The sequence below is a fragment of the Campylobacter troglodytis genome (genome assembly GCF_006864425.1).
Taxonomy (GTDB): Bacteria; Campylobacterota; Campylobacteria; order Campylobacterales; family Campylobacteraceae; genus Campylobacter_D; species Campylobacter_D troglodytis.
On record NZ_QHLI01000007.1, the window covers coordinates 58,890 to 65,649 of the forward strand.

Below are 6,760 nucleotides of genomic sequence, written 5' to 3' on the forward strand. Positions count from 1 at the left end.
AATTTTAATTCCAACACTCAGCATTTTTAATGCCAAGCTTAGTTGCACTAAAATGAGGATCTATGCCTTGCTTCTTTTGCTCTAAATAATCATCCAAGACCTTCTTAACTATGCCAGATAAGAGTAAGATCGAGATGATGTTCGTAGTTGCCATAAAGGCCATTGTAAAATCAGCAAAGTCCCAAGCTAGGCTGATATTCATCTGTGAGCCTATAAATACCATAGCCACAGCCGAGAAGCGAAAAACATTCATAATTAGCCTTGAATCTGTTAGATACTTCACATTTGCTTGTGCGTAATAATAATTTCCTATCAAGGAGGTTACAGCAAAAAGCACAACGGCTATGGATACAAAATGAAGCCCCCAAATCCCATAATGCTCCCTCATAACCTCTTGCACCAAGGGCAAGGCACTAAGAAGAGGCTTGCCGTCAGCTCCTATATTTGCAAAATAAGCCTCAGAAAAAAGCACCAAAAGCCCTGTGCTAGTGCAAACTATAACATCAATAAAAACAGCAAAGCTTTGTATAATGCCTTGCTTTGCAGGATGAGAGGTGATGGCTGCTGCTGCTGCGTTTGGAGCTGAGCCCATACCTGCTTCGTTTGAGTAAAGCCCTCTTTTTATGCCAATTACCAAAGCAGAGCCAGCAAAGCCTCCAAAAATAGCCTCAAAGTCAAAGGCTTGTTTGAAGATTAAAGAAAAAACCTCGGGCAGTTTTTCTAAATTCAAAACAACAACGATAAAGGCTAAAAAGGTGTATCCAATAGCCATTATAGGCACTATGATGGAGCTTACCTTGCCTATTTTTGTATGATGGGAAAAAAATAACCAAGCACAAAAAGCACTTAGTAAAACTCCTATATAAATAGACATAGAACTTTGATCAAAGCTAGTTTCAGCACCCACAAAATACATATCATAATAAACCTTAAAAGCAGAGGTCATAGTGTAGCTTTGAAGTCCGTTAAAGCCGTAGGCATAGGTGATGATGAGTATGATGGCAAAAAATATGGCAAGCCAGCCAATGCCTAGTGCCTTTTTTATGTAATAAGCAGGTCCTCCCTTAAAGCCACCACTTACACTGTCTTTGCTCTTATAAACCTGAGCCAAGGCACTTTCAGCAAAGGCAGAAGCTCCTCCAAAAAAAGCCATAGCCCACATCCAAAAAAGTGCCCCAGCTCCTCCAAGCACCAAGGCAACTGAAATTCCAGCTATATTACCTATGCCAACCCTTGAGGCTGTTGAGATCATAAGGGCTGCAAAGGGACTAATGTGCTCATCCTTTTGATCCTTATGCCTTTGAACTAGGAGCTTAAAGACAGAACAAAGCATGGTAAATTGCACAAATTTAAGCCTAAAACTATAATAAATGCCTGTAATTACAAGCAAAATTACCATAATTGAATCAGTTTTTGGCAAAACAAGCTTAAAAAAGCCCTCCAACAAGCCAACAAGTGTAAAATCTTGCATTTGTAATCCTTTTTTTGTCTTAATTATAATCAAAAAAGCCTCAGATTTTATCTCTTAAAAGCCCTAATTTTAACATAAAATTCAAAAAAGTAACAATGTTTTATGAAAGCAAGGCTAAATTTACAAGCCTTAAAATGTAGGCAAAGATAGTTTCTTAGCCAGTTTGAGCTTGAAATTATGTTTTAAATAGGCTATTTGCCAAAATCTTGATTTTGTCAAAACTATCACAAGGTATTTCAAATCGTAGCTTATTTACAAAAGAAGCTTTTTTAAATAAAGCATAAGTTATTAAGACAGTTAAAATTTAACCACAAGTTCTCTTTGATTTCAAACCCTTACTTTATCTTTATTTTAAATTCAAAAATAACAAAGCTATGTGACAAACTCAATACTTTTTGAAAAATCATTAAAATCTTTGATAACTTGTCAAATTCAAAACAAGACTTCATATTTTAAAAAGACAAAAGATTTTAAAAAAAGCGGATAAAAAATCTTAAAAACAAGCTGTGATCGAAGTTAAAGGCTTGAATTTTTAGATAAAATCAAAATTGAGTGATAAAAATACATAAAAAATGGCTCAAGATACTCTAATAGGATTCTCCCTTATCGACTTTAATAAAATTTGATAAAGATTTTGTCCTAAATTGTTCGTCTTAATTTTGTTTCCTTTAAGTGAAGGATAAAATTTTCTGTTTTTATACCTCTAAATTTAGCAAGTCTAAAATTCGCAAAGCCTCTTCTGCTTGCAGTTACTAGTGCGTAGCACGAAGTAAAAACTTTTGCGACCAGCCCCACGCCCACGCTTACCTCGCACTCTTTTTGCACCTTCTTACTACGCAGTTACGAGCCTAGCGTTGTAAAAAATAACTCTCATCAACTTCGATTTCACCGCTTATTTTCTAAAGAAACTTAGTTTTGCTGATTTTTCGCACTCTTTGGCTATTAAAATGCAAATTTCCCGCAAAATTATATTCACGCAAACACGAGAAATTTTGCAAATTTCAGCGATTTTTTAGCCTCTAAATCAAGGCAGAAATACTTCAAAATTCCTTAAAATTCTTTTAAGATAATTCGGAAATAAATCATATATTTATTTTTCATCTAACTCTCCATACTTTAAAATGATATTGTATAAAATTAAAGTATCTTGAGCCAAAAAATTTATATAAGCCCTAAGAAGGGCTTATATTTTACTAGACATTATAGGCACTTTCTCCGTGAATTTTTCTATCTAGCCCTTGACTTTCAACCTCTTCTTCAACCCTAAGGCTAGTAAAAAGAGATATGATCTTAAAGATAGCATAGCTAATCACAGCAGACAAGCTTATGCAAATGACTATGGCTAGGATTTGTTCTATTAGCAAGCTAGCTGAGCCGCTGATAAATAGCCCCTCGCCTAGACCACCCTCTGCACTTACATCAGGATTTATGGCACCACTTGCAAAAAGCCCTGTGGCTATGCCTCCCCAAACCCCTCCTATGCCGTGCAAGGAAAAGGCATCCAAGGTATCATCAAGCCCTAATTTGTATTTGATAAAGCTAAGTCCAGCGTAGCAAAACACAGAGGCTAAAGCACCTATGAAGATGCTAGGCCATATAGCAACATAGCCGCAAGCTGGGGTAATGGCTACAAGCCCTGCTACCAAGCCGCTTAAGCCTCCTAGAACTGTTGGTTTTTTGTGTATGATCCACTCAGCTAAGATCCAAACCAAAAAGCCTGTGGAGGCTGAAAGTATGGTAACTGCGAAGGCATTTACAGCTATATCATCAACAGCACCTGCACTTCCTGCATTAAAGCCAAGCCAACCTATAAAGAGCAAGATCGCTCCTAAAAAGGCGTAGGGTATGGAGTTTGCGCCACTTGCTATGCTCTCATCCTTTTGTCTTCTAGCACCAACCATCAAGGCTCCAACCAAGCCTGCCACACCTGAGCTAATGTGAACAACTCCGCCTCCTGCAAAGTCAAAGCTACCTCGTTTAAGTAAGAAGCCATCATCACTCCAAATCATATGCGCTAAGACATCATAAACTAGGGTACTCCAAAAGAGCAAGAACACAACCAACACTCCAAGCTTGATACGACCCACAAGAGAACCTGTGATGATTGCAGAGGCTATGAGGGCAAACATCATTTGAAAGATGACAAATAAGATATTTGGCACACCAGAGTCATTATAGCCTGTAACTCCTTCTAAAACGAAGTTTGCAAAGCTACCAACTATGCCCGAACCCGTATCCTCGCCAAAGGCAAGGGTAAAGCCTAGCACAACCCACTGCAAGCTTATTACACCAAAGACTATGAAGCAGTTCATAATGGTATTTAGCGTGTTCTTGCTGCGAACCATACCAGAATAAAACATAGCCAAGGCAGGTGTCATCAGCAAAACAAGCAAGGCACAAAGCATAATGAAACTTGTATTTGCTGGATCTAGGCTGTTTATAGCCGAGCTAACACCCTCAGCTACTACACTGATGGCACTTTCAGCATTTAAGCCCTCTACAACAAGGCTTGTAGCCTCGTTTGTTGAACCTATATCATTCATTTTTCCTCCTTTTGAAATTAAGTTCGGTGAAATTATAAAAAAAGTTTGCTTAAAATAAACTTTGATTTAAGAAATTTTTTATATATTTTTTTTAATCATTATGAAATATTTACTTTAAATCCATAAATATAATGCTTTTAATGAAAAAAGATCTTATTTTTGAAAGTGTTTTTGTATTGTGAATTTAAAAAAGCTTGAATTTTTAAACAATGTTTTAGCCTTTTTGAAATATTTAAATGGATTTTATTTTAATATGACAGATATTTTTATATTAAAAAAATATAAATTTATTTTAAATAGATAGAAAGATATTTTTTATACTCATTAACTTTTTATTGTAATAAATCAAATATGATTTAAAGAAAAATAAAGGATATAAAATGAAAAAATTCAAACAAATAGAGCTTTTAGCACTCACTTTAACAGCTGCTTTACTCTTTGGTGCTTGTAGTGGTGGTGATAATACAGAAGCTGCTATCAAGGAAAAGCTCAAAGGCGAATACTCAAAGCTTAGACTTTTAAGCTTTTCTGAGGCAAATGAAAAATTTGATCTTATTAGTGAAGAATGTCTGATTTCTGAAAATAGCCTTGAACCAAGCGAGTATTTGCAAGCTGTTTTTGTGGAATTAGACGGTGATATAAGAATAATAGACCTTCATATGAAAAAGCAAGGGGCTAAAAACGAGCTAATAAACATAAGCGAACCATATTTTGTAAGTGAGTTAAAGGCTGAGTGTTTTAATGAGCAAAATTAAGGCTTTGTGTTTTTTGTCGATTAAGAGAACTTAATTTTTACTAAATTAACTAGTTTTTACTTGCGTAAAGCCTTGCAAGATTAACTTAAAACTCTTTTTTGACAAACAAGCCTTAAGGCTTAGAAACAAAGCCTTGTGATTTAACAAAATTTATGAGGTTAAATTTAAGGCTTTAAAACAAGAATTTTTATTTAAAATTAAGTTAAAACTTATTTTTAAAGCATAAAATTAAAGCTTTTTAAATTAGCAACTTCCTAATTTTACCCCTTTTTAAAAGCCTTGACTGTGCGTTTAATTTTAAGGCTTTTTAAAGCTCTTGTAAGGGCTTTTAAAACTGTTTAAAAGAGCTTTAAATTCAAATAAGCCCCTCAAAGAACTTTTATTAATTTAAATTTACGCTAAATTTAAGTCTTTAAGCTTTTTTCAAACATTGTCAACTAAAATTCAACTATCCTTAAATCATTAACTTTCTTTTTAATTTCTTTCAAGCTTTCAAACATTTTCACTTTTTTAAATTCACCTTAAAGCCTACTCTTTAAATTCAAAAGCCTTTCAAGTCTTAAACTTCTTTAAAAGCTTGTAAGGCTTTTAAATTCAAGTAAAAATTAGTTTTTTGCAATTTATTTTTTCAAGTTATCAAAATTCTTTCAAATTTTTTTAAATTCAAGCTTCAACCCAAAAGCTTATAAATCCTTTCAAGTGCTTTAAAAGCTCTTTCAAGCCTTAAATTTCTTTAAATTAAACCTTCAAATTCAAATGAATTTAGGGTATAATTGATTGTTTTTAAAGGATTTTTTAAGCTTTCTTAAAGTGTTTTTAAAAGCTTTAAAATGCTTCTTAAAAGGCTTTAAAACAAGATAAATTCAAAGTAAGCAAGATAAATTCAGTAAAATCAAGCAAAGTTAAAATAAGGCTCTATTTTAAAAAACTATTGATTTTAAACAAAATACCATATTTGTCATACTGAGAGAATGCGAAGTATCTCAAAATAACGCAAAGTTTGTCATACTGAGCGAATGCGAAGTATCTCAAAATCAAAAAAGAGATTTTTTGCTTACGTCTTGCAAGTTGCTTGGTCGCTGGGCTAAAAATGACAAAACTTTTTTAAAAAAGACAAAATAAATATTTTAAACAAATTCAAAACAAATCATTTAAACAAGATTAATTTAAGCAAAATAAATTAAGTAAATTCAAGCAAAACAAAATTCAAACAGCACAAAGCCAAAAGGATAAAAAATGAAAGCAGCTCACTCATCCCTAATCACCTCAAAACACTCCTTTATCATCACAAAAGCCTACATAAAAGAGGGGCTAGAAGAGCTTCTTGTATGCGAATGCGAGGGCTTTTATGAGAGTATGCAAGCTGAGTTTTTAGGCTTTGAAGGCTTGAATTCTAACTCAACAGCTAAAGCCCTTAATGGCTTAAACCCCCTTTATAACAATCCTAATGGCCTAAACCCCCTCGATAGCAATCTTAAGGCCTTAAACCCCCTTGATAACAGCCTTAATGCCTTTAACCCTATTGATAAAAATCTTAACGGCTTAAACCCACTTGATAGCAATCTTAATGCCAGTAAGCCCAACAACGCCCTTAATCCAAGCTCCTTAATCAACGAACTAGCCTTGTTAAAAATCACATCATCTTTGCAAGATCTAAATCAAATGCCTTTAAATTCAAGCTTAAATGCTTTGAATTCACAGACAACAGGTCCCTTAAATTCACAAAGCGAGAACGAAGAAGGCTTAAATTCACAAGAAACAAATTTTTTAAATTCAAATACAGAGCTGAATTCAAACTTAAACTCACAAAACACAGGCTCAAATGAAGGATTGCAAGGCTTAAATTCAAGCACAAGTCCCTTAAACTCACAAACAAAAAGCTTCAAAGCCATCATAAGCAAGATACAATACCTTGGAGTAACTCAAAGCCCCATTCAAAATGAAAACTCCTTGAATTCAAAGGAGCTAGGCTCTGCCTTGCAAGAGGGCTT

The 6,760-nt window shown here is 34.2% G+C and carries 3 protein-coding genes and 2 pseudogenes; 2 read left to right on the forward strand and 3 right to left on the reverse strand.

Annotated elements, in window-relative coordinates; genetic code table 11:
- Positions 1-4: 4 nt before the first annotated feature.
- From DMC01_RS02855 to DMC01_RS02865, 3 genes and pseudogenes are all read right to left on the reverse strand, one after another.
- Entirely contained in the window at positions 5-1,471 is a 1,467-nt protein-coding gene (locus tag DMC01_RS02855; RefSeq protein ID WP_142692788.1) for an alanine/glycine:cation symporter family protein, read from the reverse strand.
- A 577-nt stretch (positions 1,472-2,048) separates the two neighbouring features.
- Positions 2,049-2,572, reverse strand: a pseudogene (locus DMC01_RS02860) (hypothetical protein).
- A 92-nt stretch (positions 2,573-2,664) separates the two neighbouring features.
- Positions 2,665-4,014, reverse strand: a complete 1,350-nt coding sequence (locus DMC01_RS02865; protein WP_142692789.1) for an ammonium transporter — start codon at positions 4,012-4,014, stop codon at positions 2,665-2,667.
- Positions 4,015-4,394: 380 nt separating this feature from the next.
- Here DMC01_RS02865 and DMC01_RS02870 point away from each other — a divergent pair, with 380 nt between their 5' ends.
- Positions 4,395-4,769 carry a hypothetical protein gene (locus DMC01_RS02870; RefSeq protein WP_142692790.1) on the forward strand — a complete coding sequence of 125 codons (375 nt, stop codon included), beginning with the start codon at positions 4,395-4,397 and terminating at the stop codon, positions 4,767-4,769.
- Between the two features lie 1,236 nt (positions 4,770-6,005).
- A pseudogene (locus DMC01_RS02875) lies at positions 6,006-6,760 on the forward strand (hypothetical protein); the annotation flags it as partial.